The organism is Sinorhizobium numidicum, assembly GCF_029892045.1.
Classification (GTDB): domain Bacteria; phylum Pseudomonadota; class Alphaproteobacteria; order Rhizobiales; family Rhizobiaceae; genus Sinorhizobium; species Sinorhizobium numidicum.
The window spans coordinates 1768399-1787778 of the sequence record NZ_CP120367.1 but is presented as its reverse complement, the minus strand read 5'-3'; the positions used below and the strand labels follow the sequence as shown (position 1 = coordinate 1787778).

Annotated in this window: 18 protein-coding genes and 3 pseudogenes; 11 read left to right on the top strand and 10 right to left on the bottom strand. The window is 62.3% G+C overall.

All coding sequences use genetic code 11. The features are described 5' to 3' along the window. Positions 1-22: 22 nt before the first annotated feature. On the bottom strand, positions 23-1354 hold the full coding sequence (locus PYH37_RS08550) for a glycoside hydrolase family 172 protein (protein ID WP_280730992.1): 1332 nt from the start codon (positions 1352-1354) through the stop codon (positions 23-25). Beyond that, positions 1354-2439 (bottom strand): ABC transporter ATP-binding protein, encoded by a 1086-nt coding sequence (locus PYH37_RS08545; protein WP_280730991.1) that lies wholly within the window; start codon positions 2437-2439, stop codon positions 1354-1356. Before PYH37_RS08545 ends, PYH37_RS08550 begins: the two co-directional genes overlap by 1 nt. Before the next feature lie 141 nt (positions 2440-2580). On the opposite strand from PYH37_RS08545, the gene PYH37_RS08540 reads away from it, so the two are divergent. Beyond that, positions 2581-4311 carry a GH32 C-terminal domain-containing protein gene (locus tag PYH37_RS08540; protein WP_280730990.1) on the top strand — a complete coding sequence of 577 codons (1731 nt, stop codon included), beginning with the start codon at positions 2581-2583 and terminating at the stop codon, positions 4309-4311. Positions 4312-4585: 274 nt separating this feature from the next. Here the strand turns inward: PYH37_RS08540 and PYH37_RS08535 are convergent, their stop codons facing one another. Further along, positions 4586-4771, bottom strand: a complete 186-nt coding sequence (locus PYH37_RS08535) for a hypothetical protein (RefSeq protein WP_280730989.1) — start codon at positions 4769-4771, stop codon at positions 4586-4588. A gap of 170 nt (positions 4772-4941) precedes the next feature. Between PYH37_RS08535 and PYH37_RS08530 the strand changes: the two are divergent. Then, positions 4942-5115, top strand: a pseudogene (locus PYH37_RS08530) (integrase); the annotation flags it as partial. Positions 5116-5119: 4 nt separating this feature from the next. On the opposite strand, the gene PYH37_RS08525 reads toward PYH37_RS08530, so the two are convergent. The 5 genes and pseudogenes from PYH37_RS08525 to PYH37_RS08505 form a co-directional block, all read right to left on the bottom strand. Continuing rightward, on the bottom strand, positions 5120-5434 hold the full coding sequence (locus PYH37_RS08525) for a DUF2934 domain-containing protein (RefSeq protein WP_280730988.1): 315 nt from the start codon (positions 5432-5434) through the stop codon (positions 5120-5122). Positions 5435-5537: 103 nt separating this feature from the next. Then, entirely contained in the window at positions 5538-6272 is a 735-nt protein-coding gene (locus tag PYH37_RS08520) for an NYN domain-containing protein (RefSeq protein WP_280730987.1), read from the bottom strand. Positions 6273-6362: 90 nt separating this feature from the next. Continuing rightward, positions 6363-6724 (bottom strand): annotated as a pseudogene (gene repC / locus PYH37_RS08515) (plasmid replication protein RepC); the annotation flags it as partial. A gap of 393 nt (positions 6725-7117) precedes the next feature. Next, positions 7118-7384 (bottom strand): DUF2277 domain-containing protein, encoded by a 267-nt coding sequence (locus PYH37_RS08510; protein ID WP_280730986.1) that lies wholly within the window; start codon positions 7382-7384, stop codon positions 7118-7120. 335 nt (positions 7385-7719) lie between these two features. Further along, a complete protein-coding gene (locus PYH37_RS08505; protein ID WP_280730985.1) occupies positions 7720-8349 on the bottom strand; it encodes a LysE family translocator in 630 nt (209 codons plus the stop codon). Positions 8350-8462: 113 nt separating this feature from the next. Here PYH37_RS08505 and PYH37_RS08500 point away from each other — a divergent pair, with 113 nt between their 5' ends. From PYH37_RS08500 to PYH37_RS08480, 4 genes are all read left to right on the top strand, one after another. Continuing rightward, positions 8463-8591 carry a hypothetical protein gene (locus PYH37_RS08500; RefSeq protein ID WP_280730984.1) on the top strand — a complete coding sequence of 43 codons (129 nt, stop codon included), beginning with the start codon at positions 8463-8465 and terminating at the stop codon, positions 8589-8591. Positions 8592-8793: 202 nt separating this feature from the next. Continuing rightward, a complete protein-coding gene (locus tag PYH37_RS08495) occupies positions 8794-9114 on the top strand; it encodes a hypothetical protein (protein ID WP_280730983.1) in 321 nt (106 codons plus the stop codon). A 166-nt stretch (positions 9115-9280) separates the two neighbouring features. Beyond that, positions 9281-9553, top strand: coding sequence for a thiolase family protein (locus PYH37_RS08490; RefSeq protein ID WP_280730982.1), 273 nt, complete (start codon positions 9281-9283; stop codon positions 9551-9553). 396 nt (positions 9554-9949) lie between these two features. Further along, positions 9950-11284, top strand: coding sequence for an MFS transporter (locus PYH37_RS08480; RefSeq protein ID WP_280730980.1), 1335 nt, complete (start codon positions 9950-9952; stop codon positions 11282-11284). Here PYH37_RS08480 and PYH37_RS08475 read toward each other — a convergent pair. Both PYH37_RS08475 and PYH37_RS08470 read right to left on the bottom strand, forming a co-directional pair. After that, positions 11281-13995: an AMP-binding protein gene (locus PYH37_RS08475; RefSeq protein WP_280732448.1), complete on the bottom strand. Its 2715-nt coding sequence runs from the start codon at positions 13993-13995 to the stop codon at positions 11281-11283. The genes PYH37_RS08480 and PYH37_RS08475 overlap by 4 nt on opposite strands. A gap of 105 nt (positions 13996-14100) precedes the next feature. Continuing rightward, positions 14101-14349, bottom strand: coding sequence for a hypothetical protein (locus tag PYH37_RS08470; protein ID WP_280730979.1), 249 nt, complete (start codon positions 14347-14349; stop codon positions 14101-14103). 36 nt (positions 14350-14385) lie between these two features. On the opposite strand from PYH37_RS08470, the pseudogene PYH37_RS08465 reads away from it, so the two are divergent. From PYH37_RS08465 to PYH37_RS08445, 5 genes and pseudogenes are all read left to right on the top strand, one after another. Beyond that, positions 14386-14950 (top strand): annotated as a pseudogene (locus PYH37_RS08465) (dienelactone hydrolase family protein). Positions 14951-15181: 231 nt separating this feature from the next. Beyond that, on the top strand, positions 15182-15964 hold the full coding sequence (locus PYH37_RS08460) for a pseudouridine synthase (protein ID WP_280730978.1): 783 nt from the start codon (positions 15182-15184) through the stop codon (positions 15962-15964). A gap of 206 nt (positions 15965-16170) precedes the next feature. Then, positions 16171-17148 (top strand): tripartite tricarboxylate transporter substrate-binding protein, encoded by a 978-nt coding sequence (locus PYH37_RS08455; protein ID WP_280730977.1) that lies wholly within the window; start codon positions 16171-16173, stop codon positions 17146-17148. Between the two features lie 236 nt (positions 17149-17384). Further along, complete coding sequence (locus PYH37_RS08450; protein WP_280730976.1) at positions 17385-17846, top strand: tripartite tricarboxylate transporter TctB family protein; 462 nt, start codon at positions 17385-17387, stop codon at positions 17844-17846. A gap of 10 nt (positions 17847-17856) precedes the next feature. After that, a complete protein-coding gene (locus PYH37_RS08445) occupies positions 17857-19362 on the top strand; it encodes a tripartite tricarboxylate transporter permease (RefSeq protein ID WP_280732447.1) in 1506 nt (501 codons plus the stop codon). Positions 19363-19380: the final 18 nt, after the last annotated feature.

Below are 19380 nucleotides of genomic sequence, written 5' to 3'. Positions count from 1 at the left end.
GGAAGAGCGCCTAGGCGTTCTTTCAGATCTTTTTCGCTACATTCGCCGCCGACCGGCGCCGGGTGGTCTCCAACTTCTTTTCGATTTCGATGTCGCGCAGTTCCGCATAGGCGCGGAAACGCTCGTCGGCAGCATCGATCTGCCTGGCCTGTTCGGGCGTCAGGCGATCGCGAGCGACCCTCTCCGGAGCGCGGTCGCCGGGCGGCGTTGGCAGCCTTTGCTCAACCGGCAGTGTGGTCAGCTTCGGCGATGGAAGCGTCTGGTACCAATAGGCGGTGGAGGCCCAGTCGTCGCTCAGATGATTGGCGTGGCCGTGCTCGATCGTCACGCGGATACGGTTCTTGAACCGAACGGGATCGGTCAAGTGGAAGCGATAGGAGACCTGATAGCCGGGGACGATGCTCTCGTGGATCACCGAGCCGTTCGTCAGGAAGGCGTTGTTCTGCATCCCCCAGGCGTGATTGAAATAGTCCTCTGTCCCAGTGCCATGGATCGACGGCGGCCAGGTGTCTTCGTCGACGAAGATCATCTCGTCGCCTTCGCCCCACCAGGACCCTTGGAAGTGCGCCACCGAAAGGTTGCAGCCTACATATTGCCCGCGTCCTTCGGTCTCGAGGATGACGTAGTTGTCCTTGCCATCGAGATTGGGAATGTTGGTTTCAGGGCTGTTGGTCTGCAGATTCGGACCCCAGCCCCCGCAGGGGTTTTCTCGCCGCCAGGACGCGTGGAAGTAGGCGATATCGTCGGCCAGCGGTGCCTCATAGCGCTCGAAGTCGATGTAGAAGTACTGGCCGTAGGGGACGTCGTTCTGGTTCTCGACCTCGATAATGGCGCGCTTGCCGAAGGGCATCTGGAAGTAGCTGTTGAATGCAGCACTCCCACCGAAGCGATAGCGCTCCTCCGGCTTGCTCGAGACGGAGATCGGCAGGGAAGAAAAATTGCCGGGCATCGAATGACCGGTGCAGAAGAAGTCGCCGAGCGGCACCAAAACCGACGGAGTATCCTGGTCGTCCCAATAGATCTTCAGCAGCACCTTGCGATAGTAATGCGGGTCGGCGACCTCCCAGTTGAGACCGAGGGCGTTGTGGATCTCAAAAACGGGCGCGACGTAGTTGCCGGCAGTCGGATCAATCAGCCCGGCGCCAAGAACGCGACGGCAGAATTGCGTCATCCAGATATGCGTGATGCAGCCCGGACCCTCGATATCGGCGAGGCGGACGGTGGAGTTGGCCGGGATCAGCCAATAGTCCTGGTTCTTGCCCTCCTGGTCCCAACTGGAAAGGCGTCCGGTCCGTGCGTCCTTCAAGCGCGCGAGGTCGGAAAGCATCGAATGTCCTGGGTGGCTGCTCGTCATCAATGAGTTCCCTTGGTTGAATGGCTGAGACGATTTCCGTCCGGCCCGAAGAAATGCGCGCTCTCTGGCGCAAAGCGGAAATGAAGCACGGTGCCCTCGGCCAGCGGTGGCCCGTCTGGCTCCTTGGCGATCAGATCGATGCCGTCGCTGGTTTTCGCGTAGATCAGGCGATGCTCGCCAAGATGCTCCTCGAACTGCAGCTGCGCACTGAGAAAGGCCTGTTCTGGTTCGCACAGAACAAGGTTTTCCGGCCGCACGCCGAGCGTAGCAGGGCCGAGCGCCCCAGCAGGCGCCGGAGTGGCCACGCCGAGCGGACCGCATGCCACCGATTGCATCCCTTCGCATTCGAGGTTGACGGGAAGGAAATTTATCTTGGGACTGCCGATGAAGCTGGCGACGAACAAGTTTGCCGGCGACCGATAAAGTTCGAGCGGCGTGCCGACCTGCTCGATGCGGCCCTGATTGAGCACCACGATGCGGTCGGCGAGCGTCATCGCCTCGACTTGATCGTGCGTGACGTAGATCATCGTCGCATCCACCATTTTGTGGAGCCTGGCGATCTCGATGCGCGTCTGAACCCTGAGCGCCGCATCGAGGTTCGACAGCGGTTCGTCGAACAGAAACAGGCGCGGCTCGCGCACGATCGAACGTCCGATCGCGACGCGTTGGCGCTGGCCGCCCGACATGTCCTTGGGAATACGGTGCAGCAGCTCCTCGATCTGTAGCATCCTGGCGGCGCGTGTAACGCGCTCATCGATCTCGCTTTTGTCCAGTCCGGCGATTTTCAGGCCGAAGGCCATGTTCTTGTAGGCGGTCATATGCGGATAGAGCGCGTAGGACTGGAACACCATCGCCACGCCGCGTTCGGCGGGCTCCAGCAGGTTTGCCACGGTTCCGCCGATCCGGATCACGCCTCCGGAAATCGGTTCCAAGCCGGCGATCATGCGCAGCAACGTGGACTTTCCGCAGCCTGATGGTCCAACGAAAACGACGAACTCGCCGAACGGTACCTGAAGATCGATGCCGCGGATCACCGTGGCGGCACCATACGATTTGGTGACGCCCTCAAGATGTAAATCAGCCATATTCTCCTCCCTCGACCTGGCTCACCCGATGCAACGGCCAAGTTACGGACTTGCCAAATGTCGACGTCGAAATTAAATATCGACGTCGACATTTGTCAAGCTTGAAATCTGCAGCGCGCCGCGTGGCGCAAGGGAGGAGCAATGAGCAGCAGTGTGGAAATGGACGCGGCGCGCGGGGAGCGGTTCGAGTTTTGGGCCCGTCGGAAGCCGGCGAAATCAGAGGCGGAGCATTCCGTCGGCGAGGTGTTTGCCTTGCGCGCTGGCGAGCGCATCGTCTACCGGATCGCGGCGTTGCCGCCCTATTTTCAGTTCTACGCCTATACCCACCATGCGGACGGTCCGCTCACGCTGGAATGGGACGAGAACGTCATCGAGATATCGCTGTTCTATCGCTTCGATCCGGCCCATGTGGCTGAGGACGGTGTGACTTTCCTGGACCTGCAGGGCGACCGCCTTGTCGCTCGACCGAAAGACGCCTGGCCGGCATGGTACGAGAACGACCCCGACCGGCCCCAACTGCGGTTCTCGCCGTTTCAGGCATGGATGAACGATCCCAATGGCCTATGTTTCGTCGACGGTCGCTATCACCTCTTTTACCAGTTCCATCCGGTCGAAGCCGAATGGGGGCCGATGCACTGGGGCCACGCCGTAAGCGACAATCTTTATCGCTGGACGCATCTTCCGGTCTTCCTGCATCCGGAACAGAACCTCTGGTCGCTAGGCGCCACCGGCGGCGCATTCTCCGGAAGCGCCTTCGTCGGTCCGGAGGGCGGTGTGAGCTTTTATTACACGGAGCGCCTGCCAGCCTATGACCTTTTCAAGGACTATAAGGAGGTGCAGAAGCAGGTGGTCCCATCCGCGGACTTGCTGCATCCAGAGGCAAACCGCGTGGTGCTCATCGATGGCCCGCCCGGCAGTGCCCATGACTTCCGCGATCCGAAGGTCTGGTACGATGCGGCGCGCAGGGTCTACCGCATGGTGCTCGGAGCCGCTATCGACGGCGACCCCGCGGTGCTGCTCTACGGCTCCGCGGATGGTACGGACTGGAAGTACTTGTCGGTCCTCTACCGCGCTCCGGAACACTTTCGGCAGTACGGTGCACGTTGCGTGGAGTGCCCCGACTTCTTCGAACTGGACGGCCGCTTCGTGCTCGTGATGGGATTCGTAGGCTACACCGAGCCGACAACTGGACGTCACAACCTTCTTTATGCACAGGTCGGCACGTTCGAAGACGACCGCTTCATGCCCCTGACCCCCGAATTGCAGGAATTGGACTTCGGCACTGACTTTTATGCGATGCAGAGTTTCCGCGCAAAAGAGCGACAGATCGCGTTTGCCTGGCTCTTCAACTGGGAATTCAGAAAGCCGGCGGGATCGCCCTATAGCGGCGAACTGTCATTGCCCCGTGTTCTCGGTCTCGACGCTCAACTGCGTCTGACGATGTTGCCGGAGGAGGGCTATCGCGTTCTGCGCTCCCGCGCATTGACGCAAGACCCCCCCGGCCACTTCGCCTGCGAACCCGGACAGCCGATCGAAGTGTCGCTGGCAGGCGCTCTCGACGGTATTCGCATCGTCGGCCGCGCCGGCGACGGCGAAAGCTTTATGATCGCGCACGTCTCCGGACGGCTAGTGATCAGCGTCGCGGAAGATGCGGGGGAAATCGAATACCGCTCGACACCGCTGTCGCTCGGAAATCTGACGCTCTTCTTCGATCGGGGCGTGCTCGAGATTTTCGCCAATGACGGCGCTGTCTGCGGCACTCGCCGAACCTACAAGAACACTGCGCTGATCAGGTTGGAGGTTACACCTTCCGATGCAACCCGCATCGAAGTATGCGAGGCGTGGAGCTACAATTCGGTCTGGCGAGAGTAGCACGTGCGCCAATTCGGGCCCGCGTCGCAATTATCGGCGCGAGTGCCGCGATTTTCATTGCCTACGCCGAGGACCTATGAGTCGGCCTAGCGCCGGGTAACTATCCAGAGTCGCTGATGCACGTGCCGTACCGGCCATGTGAAGGTATTAGCGCTGGCGGTAACAGACAAGAGACAAAGAAAGCCGCTCGCAGCGGCTTTCATTTTTTGGTGCGCCCATCGGGGCATAGGTGAACGAGGCGAACGGTAGCAATCGACGCCAAACCTATTGCCAATTACCTCCACTTGGGCGCGCGTTTCGCATTATATCGCAGCTCGCAAGCCGTCGCGAACGGGCCGAATAGTCGTAGAAGCCGGGCCTCTTCTTCATTATCCAATCGATGCCTCACGCAAAACTCCGTCACGGACCAAACTCTGGTGGCCGCTTCTGTGTCCCCATGTTGCGGCTCAATGCGCTCCATAGAACTCCTCCATCCTCTGATATGAGGACACTACTAAAGTCTAATTTAGGAGCAAGTGAAATTCGATACATGTCGAGGATTTTTCACTGGCACCCCAAATGGGCTCGGCGCGTCCTCCTCTCGCAGCCGAGGCCTGGTGCCGGCTTGCCACCGGCGCGCGCCGCAATTCGGCGCTGCTTTCGGCGCATGGGCTGAGATCCGGCTATTTTGACCGAGGCGGCCAACCGCGGTATCCTCTGCCCGAAGCGATGCAGCAGTCACTGTACAAGTCGGTGGCGCAGGCGGCGCGCTACTACAACAATGCGGAACGCAAGATGGGACGAGTGGCGCGCCTGATCATCTGACTGCCTAACGGTCCTCGGTCCGTTTGCCTTTCTTGTCGCCGGTTTTGGAAACGGTGCGCCTCTTCAGCGGCTTCGCGCCGTCTGGCTGTTTCTTCACGGCGGATTTCGGCGTCTTTTTCGCTTTGGCAGCCATTGCAGGTTCATCGGGTTCGCCAAGAACCGCGGCATTCTCCAGCACCTCGACCCCATTTATCCCCGTTGACTCAAATTCCTTGGCGGCCTGAAACCAGTACTTGAGACCGTCCCCATGTGGTCGCCCTGCTCTCTCCCACAGCTCATAGGCCCGCTTCCTGATCAATTCTTCTTCGTCCGTCTTCATGGCAGAGACTCCGTGTCGACTGAGGTGCGGAATGATGGCTGTGAAGCCTGATTTGGTGGCTCATGAGGATTTTAGGCTGAATGCCGCATGCTCGCAATCGTCACTATTTTTTTGCTCGTTGCTTCAGCCGGATACTGACCGGTCGTCCCTCGGCCTGCTGCACCTCGAATTGGTTGGTTTTCCGGATGAGATCGCTGAGCTTCCGGAATCCAAAGGTGCGCGGGTCAAAGTCCGGCGCCAAGTTGAGCAGTTGCTTGCCGACCGTGCCGAGATTGACCCAGCCGTCCTCGCTTTCCTCCTGCGCAAGCACCTTTTTGATCAGCGGCACGGCCGCGCTCACCGGCTGCAGTGGTTTTTCGGCCGAGGAGGTACGCTGATCGTCCTTGATCGCGCCAGCCAGCAGGTTTTCGGTGTACACGAACCTGCGGCAGGCCTGCCGAAAGCTCTCGGGCGTCTTTTGTTCGCCGAAACCAAAGACATCGATGCCCTGCTCGCGAATACGCGCGGCCAGTCGCGTAAAATCGCTGTCGGACGAGACTAGACAGAAGCCGTCAAAGCGGCCGCTGTGCAGCAGATCCATGGCATCGATCACCAAGGTGATGTCGGACGCGTTCTTTCCCGTCGTATAGGCGAACTGCTGTTGCGGGATGATCGCGTGCTTTGCCAGCACATCCGCCCACCCTTTCGAGCGCGTGCCTGAGAAGTCACCATAGATCCGACGGACGCTGGCTTCGCCGATCTTGGCGACCTCTTCGAACAACCCGTCGACGATCTTGGCCGAGGTGTTATCAGCGTCGATCAGCACCGCAAGGCGTGGCGATCGTGTCTCGGACGGCATGATACATTCCTCTCCTCGAACTCGGCGAGCTTAGCAGCCGCTGCGCGATCGCACTATCCGGCTTTCCTGACAGCACTCGTATTGTCCGCATCAGCGCCATCGGCTCGGCCCGAGAGAGAATTCCCCTCGTCGCGCCTTGCCGGTTAGGTCACGCACATAGCCGCCGGGCGAGTTGATGTGCCCTGCCCTTTCGAGAATGTAGGCGACGGCAACGGCTGCGTTCTCTGGTCCCATGACTCGCAGGCATCCTGATAAGCCGAAGGGCTGACCCCGAGCATCGACCGCACCACGACCGCAGCTGACATCAAGTCCCGCCAGTTGGTGAGGGCACCTCCCGCGGCGTAATCCGCAATCTTCGGGCACGCCTGCAGCACCATGCCTAGCGGGAATGCCTTGATAGCATAGTCGTCGGCCGGATGTCCTGGCTCGGCTTCGCCCCCTGCTCTTTTCGAGAGCTGGGTTCAAGTTCAGCTTGCGGACGTCGCGGCGGCAGATCGAGAGCGCCTCCTTCGTCATGAGGAAACGCTTGCGTTCCGCGGCAACCGCCCGAAGGGCGGAAACCGGGACCGACTGCCCCGGCAAGCGGTTCAGTATCCTACAGCGCCGTGCGTCCTTTCAGACGCACAAAGATCGCTGTACTTTGAATTGCTGCATGTTTTTATCCTTAAATCGGCTCCGATTTAAGGAAACATGCAGTAGTAACGGTCGCAGCGCCCATGAACGGCCCGACCAGCCGGCGCCTGACGGTCGGCAAGGCGCGGCGCATCTGAAAGCATTGGGGGATGACCATTCCCCTCCTTGCAAGGAGGGGAACCCGACTTGCGGCGGCCTGACCGCCGGCAGAGTCACGCGAACCGGATCGCCATTCTCGCGCGCGCCTTTGCGGCTTCTTCCTCGCGGTCGCGTGGCGGTTGCGACGTCTCCAGCGAATCGAGCAGTTCGCGGGCGCATGCCGCGATCGAACTAACCGCGCGCTCGAAGGCCGCCTCATTTCGTTTCGACGGTTTGGTCGTGCCGCTCAGCTTGCGCACGAACTGCAGCGCGGCGTCGTGGATTTCCTCGTCCGTCGCTGGCGGATCGAAATTGGACAGGGTTCTTATGTTTCGGCACATGGCTTGCTCCCGGTCATCTTCGTCTCCTCTCCCTTGAATGGAGGTGGCCGCGTAGCGGCCGGGTAGGGTTATCGCGAAGTGTGCTCTACGTTCTTTCGCGCCGAGCGCTTTCCGACCCCTCTGGCTGCTTCGCAGCCATCTCCCCTCAAGGGGAGATCTCAATGCCGCTGCTGGTTTGGCGGAAGGCCCTTTCTTGTAACAATAGTATCGAAGGCCGCGTCATTCAACCAAAGCTTGATCGCGTCGGGCCCGCTCCGGCCGGCCCGGACCGCGGCCGCAAGCCGCGCCCTGCCAGGCACGGCGCGGCCTCCTCAGGCGGCTTGAGCTGAGGCGTGTTACTTGTTCGTCGCCAGTGCTGCCGTGGCCCCAAGCCCTATGAATGAGGTGCCAGAGAACCAGCGCAGGAAGCGCTGAAAGCGTCGGCTGCGGCGAAGGAGATCGCCGGCGGTTCCGGCCACCAGCGCGAATAGCGCATCGCTCATGATACCGAGCCCCATAAAGGTGAGCCCAAGAATGAGGATCTGCCAATGCAGAGCGCCCCGCGTGGGATCGACGAATTGCGGCAGGAAGGCAAGGAAGAAAATCGCCGTTTTCGGATTGAAGAGGTTGACCACGAAACCATCGCGAAAGGCCCGGCGCAGTGGCTCTGCGGGCACCACAGGCAGTTCGGGATCGAGCTCCTTGGCCATGAAGGTGCGGATGCCCATCCAGATAAGATAGGCGGCGCCGAGATACTTCACGATCGCGAAGGCAAGCGCCGATGAGACGATGAGGGCCGAGAGCCCGATCGCCGCCGCAGCAATGTGCACGATGGTTCCGAGATGGATACCAATCACGGAGACTAATCCCGCAGTTCGCCCCTGCTGGATCGAGCGCGCGACGATGAAGAGCACGGCCGGGCCGGGCGTCAACAGCAGCATCAACGAAGCCACGACAAACAGTCCCCACAAGGTCAGATCCGGCATGCTATCCCCCTTTGCTTCGCTTCTCTGATAGAAGCCACATCGAGGCGGCCAAGACAAGAGATCACACCCCGTCCTCCCGTCTCACGGAAAACCTGCAAGTCAGGCGGCCGCCCGTGGTCACTCGCGACAAGCGTCTCGTCGGCGTGGTCTTGCTGGCGAACGCGGCGCTGAAGGACGATCCGGCGACGGTCGGCGTCGCTCTTACCGGGGTGGTTGAGCCCGGCGGTAGTCACGCGACATGACCGGGAAGCGACGGAGGTCTAAAAGACCTTCCGTGCGGGACTGGAAATGCGTCGGACCTCCGCTTGTCGCCGATGGCCCGATTTGAAACTTTCGGGCGGCTGAAGAGTTGGGGCCGCAGGTCGAGGCGCAGCGCCATTCGGCCTTGCAAGACCCAAAAAGCAAAACCCAGGTACACGTCCAATCCTGAGAAAGGAGGCTTTCATGTCGACCGACGCCAAGCGCCAACTCGTCGATTTCCTTGTCAAGCGCGCGTTCGATCCTGTCATGAAGGCGAGGCCGGACGGCCGCTCCGATGCCGACCGCAGAAAGCTGGAGCATGTGCAGAAGGCGACGCAATCGGAGATCGAACGCTTTCGCGGTTACGATTCAGCCGAGGAGGTGGTCGTCAACTTCAAGCGGGATCTCGATTCCCGGGCGGCAAAAAAAATACATGCCGAGTTGAAAGAGCTTAAGCTCCCCACGATCAACGATATCCGCGACGAGTTCGAGAAAGAGGCCTCCGCTCTCGGTGTGAGGGCGTAGCCGTTTCGGGAGCTACGCTGGCGGAAGTAATCGACCACCTCTGCGGCATCACGCGCGAAGCCGCCGACACCTACGCCTACGCCCTCGAAAGCCATCAACCCCTCGCACGCGCGCAAAATAACGGCTTGCTCGACGCGAGGTCATCCCGGCGATCTCCCGCGGCGGCATGCTCTACGACCGTGATGACGGCGTGCCGCCAGACACGTCGATGGACAAGCTCGCGAAGTTGGACTCGGTTTTCGAAAAATCTTACGGCAATGTCACCGGCGGCAATTCCTCCCAGATCACGGACGCCGCGTGCTGCGTCGTCCTCGCATCGGAAGAGACGATGAGAAAGCACAAGCTCATGCCGCTCGCCCGCATAATCGACCACGAATGGTCGGCGCTCGACCCCTCTATCATGGGGCTTGCCCGACATTGTGTTCGACTGAAATCATGAAACGGCGAAATCTGTCCCGCGCGAACATCGATCTCTGGGAACTCAACGAAGCCTTCGCCGCAGTTCGCCGCCCGGCAGATCTTCTTCCTGCGCGAAAAGCTGAAGGGGCTTCGCCAAGAAAGCGGCATTCGGCACGTCCAATATCCACATCAGGACGTCGAGCGACCCAGTTTAACGCATGGCAAAGGCAAATCGTGAGCCATTGCGGGCGCTCCTGAGCCGATTTTCGCTCCTCAAAACCAGACCTTCAATGGAACCAGCGCCGCTACTGGCCGTTGAGCGCGGAGTCTCGCTTCGAAGCGGTACTTCGCGCATTCCTGCGTCGCGGGACAGGGTTCGTAGCGAGTGGGCTTCTCGATGGCAACGAGCGGCGCGTTAGGGAACGGGAACGCTTTCATGAAGAATCGGCGCGCCAGCGTCCGGAAGCAGGCCATCGACCTACAGCCTGGCACGCCGCGCCTCGTATCCTGGGCGTTATACGACTGGGCCAATCAGGCATACGGGACGCTCATCCACACCTTCGTGTTCTCCGTCTATTTCATCCGAAGCGTCGCCGCGGACGAGACGACGGGCACGGTCCAGTGGGGCACGACGATCAGTATCGCCGGGTTCGTCGTAGCGGTGGCCGCTCCGATCCTCGGGGCCGTGGCGGATCAGGGCGGCCGCCGCAAGCCATGGATCGTCGGCTTCACCCTGCTCTGCGTGTCAACCTGCGCGCTCCTGTGGTTTGTCAAGCCGTCCCCTCAGTTCGTCTGGCTCGCCCTCATTCCCATGGCTCTGGCAACGATCGGCTCCGAACTCTCGATCGTCTTCTACAATTCCCTGCTGCCGCGACTGGTCCGCCCTGATCGTATCGGCCGCTGGTCCGGCTGGAGCTGGGGCCTCGGCTACGCCGGAGGCCTGGCGAGCATGATCGCCGCGTTCCTCGTGCTCATCTGGCCGCAGGGGGCCTGGCTCGGCCTCGATTCGGACAGGTCCGAGCATGTGCGCGCGGTCGCCCTCCTTGTGGCGGGCTGGTACCTGGCCTTCGCGCTGCCGTTCATTCTTCTGACCCCCGACGTGCCGGACTCGGGCAAGCCTCTCAGACGCATGGTCCGCGACGGTCTCGACCAGCTGCGAGCCACCGGTCGCGGAGTGCGTTCCTATGCGCCCATCGTCCGCTTTCTCGTCGCGCATATGCTCTATATAGACGGCCTCGCAACGCTGTTCGTCTTTGGCGGCATCTATGCGGCCGCAACATTCGGCATGTCGCAGGAGACGGTTCTGGTCTTCGGCATCATGCTCAATTTTGCGGCCGGAATTGGTGCGTTCGGCTTTGCCTGGATCGACGACCGGATCGGCAGCAGGGCAACGATTCTCCTCTCGCTCACCGCGCTCGTTACGTCGGGATCGCTGATCCTCATCGTCCACTCGACCGTGCTCTTCTGGACCATCGGCGCGGTGCTCGGCGTGTTTGTCGGGCCAGCCCAGGCAGCGGGCCGATCCTTTCTGGCGCGCATAGCGCCGGAAGGCCTACAGGGGGAAATGTTCGGGCTTCTGGCGCTCTCCGGCAAAGCCACGGCATTCGTCGGTCCGGCACTCGTCGGCTGGGTCACATACCTGACCGGCAGTCAGCGCCTCGGCATGGCGACGATCGTCGTCTTCTTCGCGATCGGGCTTATCATCATGCTGACCGTTCCGGCCGACAGCGCCTCCCGCCAAGACGCGGCTCCGGGCAACCGCCAAACTTAATCCTGCTCGGCAGCCTCTGCCCGCACGCGCCCGTAGAGGTCCGCCGTGTGTCGGCGCAAGGCGCTTGTGATGCGGTATGCAGCCTCCTCGCCGTCACCTTCCTGTTCGAGCCTCGCCGGGTCGAGGGCTTCGCCAAAGGCAACCCTGATCGGACGCGGCCTCGGCACGATCCGGCCCGGCGGATAGGCATCATGGGCGCCGTAGATTGCGACCGGCACCACCGGAACGGGAAAGCGCTCAAGCAACATGCCGATGCCGGGCTTGAATTCTTGCAGTTCGGGGCTGCGCGAACGCGCCCCTTCGGGAAACCAGATGAGATCGTTACCGCGCTTCAGCACCGCGGCTGCAAGCGCGAGCGCCGAAACGAAACGGTGCTGCGTGTCGATGGGCATCGCCTGCGCCAGCCGGCTGACGCGCCGCGTCAGCGGGTTGCCGAAAGCCATATCTGCCGCCCCTGCCCAGAACGTCCGCGCTAGGCGCTCGCGATCAAGCGCTGCCGCTACGACGAAGGGGTCGAGAAAGCTTCCGTGCGTCGGCGTGAAGACCACCTGTCCAGGCGGCAGCCTGTCCAAGCCTTCCACGCGCAGGCGGAACAGATTGCCTATGAGGGCGCGATTTACGGCAAAGAGCCCTTTCGCAAACCTTGCTTGCGAGGGCGCCAGCGGTTCCAGCCACCTCTTCTCTTCCTCGTTGAGAGCGGCCTCGGGATCGTCCAGGACGGATGCGTCGAACGTCTCTCCCGCTTGCGCGGCTTCGGCGACTTCGCGCAGGAGGTCGCGAACGGTCTCGACCTCACCGATCACCTGCTCGTCCAGCTCGACGCCGGTGCGCTGACCGATCTCGAGCGTCAGGTTGAGCCAATCCATCGAATCGATCCCGAGGTCGACCTGCAGGCTGGCGCCGGGCGTCAGCCGGCGGTCGGGATAATGCTCGGCAAGCCAGCCCCAAACGTCCCGCGCGGCACTGTTGTGCAATAGCGCGCGATCCTCGGGGGACATCTCCTCAGGCGTGACCGGCCGCACGGCCTCAGGTCTCTCGCGCCCCTGCTTGGCGCGATCGAAGCGTGCCTCGAGCAGGTGCCGGCGCAGCTTGCCCAGGCGCGTTCGCGATAGCGGCTCGTGCGTGATCGCGTAATCCGAAATGCGCTGATAGGAGGCGAGCGCACTCGAGCGCTCGCGCAGCGCCTCTTCGACGGTCTGCTCAGGCTCGCCATCGCCGCCCGTCTCGGGCACGACGACGGCAACGAGGCGCCGTTCCCTTTCGAGAACGCCGATCTCGTGGATCGCGGGATTTTCGGCATAGATCTCCTCCACCGCTTCGGGATCGACATTCTCGCCGCCTTCGGTGACGATCATCGTTGAGACGCGGCCGACGATGTGGAGATAGCCATCGGCATCCAGGTATCCGAGATCGCCGGTGCGGAACCACCCGTCTTCGGTAAACGCCTCGGCGGTCTTGTCGGGCAGGTTATGATAACCGGTGAACACGCCGGGGCCCCGGCCCATGATCTCGCCGAACTCCTGCGCGGGCGCCGCGGAGGAACCGTTCGCCTTCTCCGCAGTCTGCCCGGCTTCGCGTGTTGGCGCCTTGCCGATCCGTAGCTCGACGCCAGGCACCGGCTCACCGGCGCTGTCGAGCTTCGCCCTGCCCGGCAGGTTCCAGGTGAGCATCGGCGAGGTCTCGGTCAGGCCGTAGCCGCTCGCGACCTGCCAGCCGAGGCCTTCAAGCCGGAATGCCAGATCCGGGTCGAGCGCCGCTCCGCCGGAGACCAGGAGGCGGAGGTCGGGCGCAATCCGCTTGTGCAGGGGACGCAGGGTCTTGCCCGGACGCAGGCCGAGCCGCTTTCGTGACCAGGTCGTTGCGGCGACGCCCGCCCGGAACAGCCCGGCGGCAATCCGGCCGCGCGCTTCGAAGCGCCCGCGTATTCCCGCGTCGAAGGCGCTGTAGAGGCGCGGCACGCCGATGATCACCGTCGCCGCTCCCTCCCGCAGGGCGGTCGCGACCTGCGGTCCTGTCAGAGCGCGCGGCAGGATGATCGGAAGGCCGAGCGCAAGCGGCGCCAGCATACCGAAGACAAACGGATAAACGTGGTGAAGCGGCAGCGGCAGAAGGACACGATCGCCCTCGGACGCGATCTTCTCGGCCACGATCGCATTGAGCTGGGAGGCGATGTTGCTGTGGCTCAGTGGCACGCCCTTCGGCGGGCCGGTCGTGCCGGAGGTGTAGAAGAGGCTAGCTCGATCCTGGGGCTCGACGGGTGGCATCCGTTGATCGCCGCCGGACGGCAGGCTCTGCCAGCTTCGCCTGTCGTCTGTTGCATCCAGCAGAACCGGCCGCACATCGGTCGCCTCGATCTGCTGCAATCGGTCGACATAGGTCGTGGTTGTAAACAGAAGCCGCGCACCGCTGTCGTTCAGGATATGAGCCAGCGTGTCGTCCGCGACCTGAACATCGATCGGCACTATGACCGCGCCGCTCCGGATCACCGCAAGGGTGGCGGCGATCGATTCCGGGCGGTTGTCGGAGAGAAGGGCGATGGGATCGTCCTTCTTGATGCCTGCCGCGGCGAGACTGCCGGCCAGGGACTCCACGCGGCTCGCCAGGTCGGCGTACGACCACGTCTCGACGGTCTTACGGCGCATGGTCAGGGTGGCCGGCTTTGCACCGTGCCCGGATAGTCCATTGATGAGGTCGAGCAGCGTGCGAAACATCTCTGCCACCAAGCCCGCGCCTCGCGGCGCCAAGGCGATCGCGCTAGCCATGTGTTCTGGCAATGTGATCGCTTCATAAACGCCGCGGCTGCCGAGCTGTTCCCCTCAAGCAAGAAGCGCCGGCGCCGCCCCAAGCGACTGCCCGACCGGATAATACCAATAGCGCGGCTCCATATATGACAGACCGTCTTCGATTTTCTTGGCATCCGCGAAGGCGCGAGCGGCAGTCGTCGGCGTCTTGATCGCGATCCCGGGCCCGGCCTTGCCAGCGACCGCGCGATATCGATGATGTCGTCCGGTGCGGCGGTCGGGTCCTCCAGTGAGATGTTGCCGTTGCTCATCCACCGTGCTCAACTGATCTGCAACCAGACCGACGCACGAGGCAGATCGATGGCGACAGTGATCCTATTCCATTCCGTTCGTGGGCTGCGCTCGCTTGAGCGGGATGCTGCCGAACGCCTGGCGGCGGCGGGGCACGAAGTGTTCACACCCGATCTCTATGAGGGAAGGACTGCCGGCTCGGTCGATCAGGGCTTCGCATTGAAGGACGAGATCGGCTGGCGCACGATTTGCGAACGGGCTGAACGAGCGGTCGCCGACCTGCCCGCCTCAGCAGTCCTTGGCGGATTTTCGATGGGTGCGGCTGTCGCGGCGAGCCTTTGGACTAAGCGGCCGCAAACTGCCGGCGCTCTTCCTCCACAGCATTGCCGAAATTCCGCAGAATGCCCGCAGCGGCCTGCCCGTGCAGGTCCATCTTGCCGATCCGGATATTTTCGAGCCGACAGAAGAGGTGGCCGCATGGCGATCGACGGCCGGGCAGTCGAAGATTGGGCTCGAGGTCTTCACCTATCGCGGCGCCGGCCACCTTTACACCGACGCCTCCCTGCCTGACTATGATGCAGAGGCCGCGCATCTCACGTGGGGCCGTGTCGAGCGCTTCCTCGCCATCCTCTGAAGCAGCGCCTCACGTCCGGGCGCCTTCCCTCCTCAGTCGCGCCCGGCCCTCCACCTCGAGCGCGATCCGGCCACGGTCGAGGCGCAGAAGGCGGATCGGCAGTGTCTTTTCTTCGAGCCTGCGGCGCAAGAGCAGCAAGCGAGCCCGCAGCAATCGACAGCTCTCAATTCTGGCCCCGCAACGCGGATTGTGCCAGATGGGGCTTGGTCCAACAAAGCGGAGACGAGACGGGTGAACCAGCGCCGCGCGCCAGCGAAAAGGCAAGTGTCCGACTCCAAAGCCGGCGCGGGCAAGCGCGTGACTTTGGCCCGCGCGCTCTCCAAACTCGGCTACTGCTCACGCACACAGGCAGAGAAGCTGATCGCCGAGGGCCGCGTCAGCGTCGGAGGCCGAAAGACGACGGATCTTTCGCATTGGGTCGACATCGACGGCGATAGAATCACCGTCGATGGTATGGTGGTTTCCGCCGAAGCGAAAATCTATCTGATGCTGAACAAGCCGCGCGGGCTCGTGACGACCCGCGACGATCCGGAAGGCCGGCCGACCGTCTTCAGCTGTCTTGAAGCTGTCGATGCCCGGTTCCTGTCTCCGGTCGGCAGGCTCGACAAAGCGAGCGAGGGACTTTTGCTTTTTACCAATGACACGGTGCTGGCACAGCGCCTGCTCGATCCGGCGATCCATCTCAGCAAGGTCTATCACGTTCAGGTGCGCGGCATGTTCGACGAGGCCATGGCCGAGCGGATGATGCAGGGGGTTGCGGAAGGTGGCGAGATGCTGAAGGCGACGCATGTTCGCCGGCTCAGGAGCGGCGACAGAAACAGCTGGATCGAGGTCGAGCTTCAAGAAGGGCGCAACCGGCAAATCCGCCGCATGCTGGATGTTCTGGGCTCCGAATGTATGCGCCTGCTGCGCGTCTCGATCGGTGAGATCAGCCTCGGCGATCTGCCGAAGGGGGCGAGCCGACCGCTGACAGACGCAGAAATCCAATATCTTAGGCGCCGCACCGGTCTCTGACGGCGGGCGATGTGTGGAAATCCACCCATTGCGAAGCTCTTTTGTTTCCGAATCCACACATAATCCGCTCGCCGAGACGGGAAATGCGCGAAACAACCGCGAACGGCAATTGTCTGTGGTAAAATCCGGGTTGCTAATGAGCGTACCCAGAACCGGCGCGGGAGGAACCATGCCGACTGGTCGATAAATTCATCCGGGAGGAAAAGATGAAAATTCTGAATGCGCTTCTTGGCGCTGTCGCCGCCGTTTCCCTGTTCGCCGCTTCGGCCAGCGCCCAAACCTATCCGGAGCGCACGATCACCATGGTGGTGCCCTTCTCAGCCGGTGGTCCGACCGACACGGTCGCCCGTCTCGTCGCCGAGGCGATGTCGAAGGATCTCGGCCAGCAGATCATCGTTGAGAACGTCGGCGGCGCAGGCGGCACGCTTGGCGCGGGCCGTGTCGCCCAGGCGGAGCCGGATGGCTATACGCTTCTGCTGCATCACATCGGCATGGCGACCAGCGCGACCCTCTATCGCAAACTCGCCTATGACACGCTGAATTCCTTCGAATATGTCGGACTTGTCACCGAAGTGCCGATGACGATCGTTGCCCGCAAGGATTTCGAGCCGACGGACCTCAAGGGGTTGATCGACCACGTCAAGGCCAACAAGGATACGGTGACGGTCGCCAATGCCGGCATTGGCGCGGCATCGCATCTCTGCGGCATGATGTTCATGAGCGCGATCGAGACGCCGCTGACGACGGTGCCCTATAAAGGTACCGGCCCGGCAATGACCGATCTGCTCGGCGGCCAGGTCGACATTATGTGCGACCAGACGACGAATACGACGAAGCAAATCCAGGGCGGGACGATCAAGGCCTATGCCGTTACGTCGCCCAAGCGGCTCAAGATCTTCCCCGATCTGCCGACAGCGGTGGAAGCTGGTCTTCCGGGCTTCGAGGTCGGCATCTGGCACGGCATATATGCGCCGAAGGGCACGCCGGCGGAAGTCGCCGACCGCCTCTCGAAGTCGCTGCAGGTAGCGCTTAAGGACCCGAATGTCATTGCTCGTTTTGGCGAACTCGGCACCGAGCCGTCGAGCGATGCCGACGCGACGCCGGCTGCCCTCAAGGCCAAGCTCGAAAGCGAGATCGCCCGCTGGAAGCCGGTTATCGAAGCGGCCGGCCAATACGCGGATTGAGTCGGCTCTCGCGTACCGCCGCCGTTCTCGTCTCCGCCGGGGAATGGAACGGCGGCATATCGCCGGGCCGCCTTGCGGAGTGACGGCGATTGCGGCCAAATGATCCGCAGCCCGCGTGCGGTGTGACAGCCGTCAACCGGCGCACAGCTTGCGGAGCTTAGCCGGGCACCAATGCGAGGACATTCGCCAAAATCGGCACGCAGCGGCAGCGTCCGGAATGCAAAATGGGGAACACAATGAAATCCATCTCCTTCGACACCACCAACGCATTGTGCGGCAGCATCCTGACGGCCGTGGGTCTCTTCTTCCTATGGCAGTCGGTCAGCCTCGACCTCGGTACCGCCTTCCGCATGGGCCCCGGCTATTTCCCGCTGCTTCTCTCGGTCGTTTTAACGCTGCTCGGCGCCATCATCCTGGTGCAGTCGGCACGCGTTCACGGCGAGCCGATGGGGCCGATCGCGATTCGCGGGATATTCTTCATTCTCCCCGCGCCGATCTTCTTCGGGCTCACTGTGCGGGGTCTGGGTTTCGTTCCATCCCTCTTCTTCACCGCGCTGATCGCCTGTTTCGCCTCGCACCGCATGAACCCGCTATGGGCAGTAGCCATTTCGCTGGCGTTGACCGTCTTCTCCGTTGCCGTGTTCAGCTACGGTCTCAACTTACCTTTCGAGCGCTTCGGCCCTTGGGTCCGTTTTTAGGAGGCGGATGATGGATCTCCTCAGCAATCTCGCCCTCGGCTTCGCCACCGCCGCTTCGCCGGCAAATCTCCTGTTCTGCCTGATCGGCGTTCTTCTTGGGACGCTCATCGGCGTCCTGCCCGGCATCGGCGCCACTGCCACCATTGCCATGCTGCTGCCGATCACCTTCCAGCTCGAGCCGGTCTCCTCGCTCATCATGCTTGCCGGCATCTACTACGGCGCCCAATATGGCGGCTCGACCACGGCAATCCTGATCAACATGCCGGGCGAATCCTCCTCAGCCGTCACCGCCATCGACGGCTATCAGATGGCCCGCAAGGGACGCGCCGGCGCCGCGCTCGCTATTGCGGCGCTCGGCTCGTTTTTCGCTGGGACCGTTGCGACCTTTCTCGTCGCCATCTTCGCACCTCCGCTTACCGCGATCGCACTGGAATTCGGCGCAGCGGAATATTTCTCGCTGATGATCGTCGGGCTCGTCTCCTCCGTCGCGCTCGCTCACGGCTCGATCGTCAAGGCGCTCGCCATGGTGGCGCTCGGCCTGTTGCTCGGGCTCGTCGGCACCGATATCTACACCGGCACGCCTCGCTTCACACTCGGCATCCGCGAATATGCCGATGGCTTGAATTTCGTAGCGCTCGCCGTCGGCGTCTTCGGTATCGCCGAAATCCTGCGCAACCTCGAAAGCGAAAAGACCCGCGAAGTGCTGATGGCGAGGGTCACCGACCTGATGCCGACACGGGAGGATTTCAAGCGGATGTTCGCGCCTGTCCTGCGCGGCACGGCGATCGGCTCCGCGCTCGGCATTCTCCCCGGCGGTGGTGCTATCCTCGCAGCCTTTGCGTCTTATACGGTGGAAAAGCGCCTCTCCGATCGTCCGGAGGAATTCGGTCGCGGTGCCATTGCCGGCGTCGCAGGTCCGGAAAGCGCTAACAATGCGGGGGCGCAAACCTCGTTCATCCCGCTTCTCACGCTTGGCATCCCGGCAAACCCGGTGATGGCGCTGATGATCGGCGCGATGATCATCCAGGGCATTGTCCCCGGTCCGAACGTGGCGGTGGAACAGCCGGCGCTCTTCTGGGGCATTATCGCCTCCATGTGGATCGGCAACCTGATGCTGGTGGTGCTGAACCTGCCCCTGATCGGGCTTTGGGTGAAGCTTCTGAAGATCCCCTATTTCGTGCTGTTCCCGATCATCATGGCTTTCTGCTCCATCGGGGTCTACAGCGTCAATTCCAATGTCTATGACCTTTACGCCGTCGCATTCTTCGGTCTCGTCGGCTACCTCCTTCTGAAGCTGCGCTGCGAGCCGGCACCGCTGCTTCTCGGCTTCGTGCTCGGACCGCTGCTCGAGGAAAACCTGCGCCGCGCCATGATCCTGTCGCGCGGCGATCCGACGACCTTCTTCACAAGACCGATTAGTGCCGTCCTGCTGCTGATCGCCGCCGCCGTGCTTGTCATCGTCTTCCTGCCCGCCGTCAAGGCCAAGCGCGAGGAGGTCTTCGTCGAGGAGGATTGAGGTGGACCGCTCTCTTTG